Source organism: Kitasatospora sp. NPDC059571, assembly GCF_042735675.1.
GTDB lineage: Bacteria > Actinomycetota > Actinomycetes > Streptomycetales > Streptomycetaceae > Kitasatospora.
The window spans coordinates 1-1559 of record NZ_JBHWBW010000806.1; the positions used below are offsets into that span (position 1 = coordinate 1).

The window sequence follows — 1559 nt, forward strand, 5'->3', positions numbered from 1 at the left end:
CACCCCCACCCCGCCGCCGCGGCCCCGGGGCGTTGCTGCGGCCCGGACGCCGGGCCAGGCGGCTCAGGCCTCCTTGCGGTGCGCCCGCACGCCGCGGACGCCGACCCAGCCGATGGCCAGGCCGAGGGCGAGCGAGGTGATGGCGAGCAGCAGGTGGATCCAGAAGAACGCGGTGGGGTGGGAGTGGTCGCCGCCGGTGAAGGCCTGGCCGCCGGAGTCCTTCCAGAGGTTCTTGACGAAGGTCGTCCAGATCATGAGCGACCACACGCCGAATGCGGCGAGGAACCAGGAGGTGCGGCGGCTGAGCTTCATCGGGGTGTCCTTAGCGCGGGTCGGCTCGGGTGGTGCGGGTCTGCCCGACCAGTATGCGCAGGCGCTCGGGCGCATCCGTTCGGGGGGAGTTGTCCGCCGGGGCGGCGGCCGCGGCCCGACGGACGGGTACGGCTACGGAATGCTGATCGCCCGTCACCTCGTGTACCGGTGCGCCGCCGCAGCCGCCACCGTCCTGATCTCCGTCCCGCCGGCCGCGGCCGCGGGCGCACCGCAGGCCCCCGCGGACGCGGTGGGCGGTGAGCGCCTCGCCCGGTCCGGGGTGCAGGTCGCCCCGCGGGCGGGCGCGCCGGGGCTGCCCGGCGGGCTGACCGGCCGGTCCTGGCTGGTCGCGGACGGCACCACCGGCGAGGTGCTGGCCTCGTACAACGCGCACGACCGGCTGCCGCCGGCGTCCACGCTGAAGATGTTGTTCGCCGACACCGTGCTGCCGAAGCTGGACCGGGACGCCGTCCACCGGGTGGCCGCGGAGGAGCTGAGCGGGATGGGTCAGGGCAGCAGCCTGGTCGGGATCAAGGAGGACCTCGACTACCGGGTGGAGGACCTCTGGCGGGGCGTCTTCCTCAGCTCGGGGAACGACGCGGTGCACGTGCTCGCGCACATGAACGGCGGCATCGACCAGACCGTCGCCGAGATGCAGGCCCGGGCCGACGCGCTCCAGGCGCACGACACCCGGGTGGTCACCCCGGACGGCTACGACCAGGACGGCCAGGTGTCCTCCGCGTACGACCTGACGCTGTTCGCGCGGGCCGGGCTGCGCAACGCCGACTTCCGGGCGTACTGCTCGACCCGGGACGCGCAGTTCCCCGGCGCGGTGGACCGGACGACCGGGCAGCGCGGCAGCTTCGGGATCGCCAACACCGACCGGCTGCTGGGCAAGTACCCCGGCCTGATCGGCGTGAAGAACGGCTACACCACCAACGCCGGCTCCACCTTCACCGGCGCCGCCGAGCGCGACGGCCGGCTGCTGCTGGTCACCGTGATGCACACCGCGACCTACCAGAAGGTGTACGACGAGGCGGCGTCCCTGCTCGACTGGGGCTTCGCCGCGGCGGACCGGGTCGACCCGGTGGGCCGGCTGGCCGACGACACCGCCCCCACGGCGGCGGCGCCCGCGACCGCGAGCCCGACCGGCGACGCCGAGCCGAACCCGGTGCCGGACACGGCCGGCTCCGCTGTGAGCGTGCCGAACGCGGCATTGCCATGGCCGCCGATGTAGGTCTTGGTGG

The 1559-nt window shown here is 74.5% G+C and carries 2 protein-coding genes; one reads left to right on the forward strand and one right to left on the reverse strand.

Annotated elements, in window-relative coordinates:
- Positions 1–63: 63 nt before the first annotated feature.
- On the reverse strand, positions 64–312 hold the full coding sequence (locus tag ACFV0G_RS39205; RefSeq protein ID WP_380558654.1) for an SCO4848 family membrane protein: 249 nt from the start codon (positions 310–312) through the stop codon (positions 64–66).
- A gap of 139 nt (positions 313–451) precedes the next feature.
- Between ACFV0G_RS39205 and ACFV0G_RS39210 the strand changes: the two genes are divergently transcribed.
- On the forward strand, positions 452–1549 hold the full coding sequence (locus ACFV0G_RS39210) for a D-alanyl-D-alanine carboxypeptidase family protein (protein WP_380558657.1): 1098 nt from the start codon (positions 452–454) through the stop codon (positions 1547–1549).
- The last annotated feature ends 10 nt before the right edge of the window (positions 1550–1559 follow it).

Bases quoted from the DNA above. Each gene is read 5' to 3' on its own strand.
- ACFV0G_RS39205 (WP_380558654.1), bottom strand. From the start codon at position 312: ATGAAGCTCAGCCGCCGCACCTCCTGGTTCCTCGCCGCATTCGGCGTG.
- ACFV0G_RS39210 (WP_380558657.1), top strand. From the start codon at position 452: ATGCTGATCGCCCGTCACCTCGTGTACCGGTGCGCCGCCGCAGCCGCC.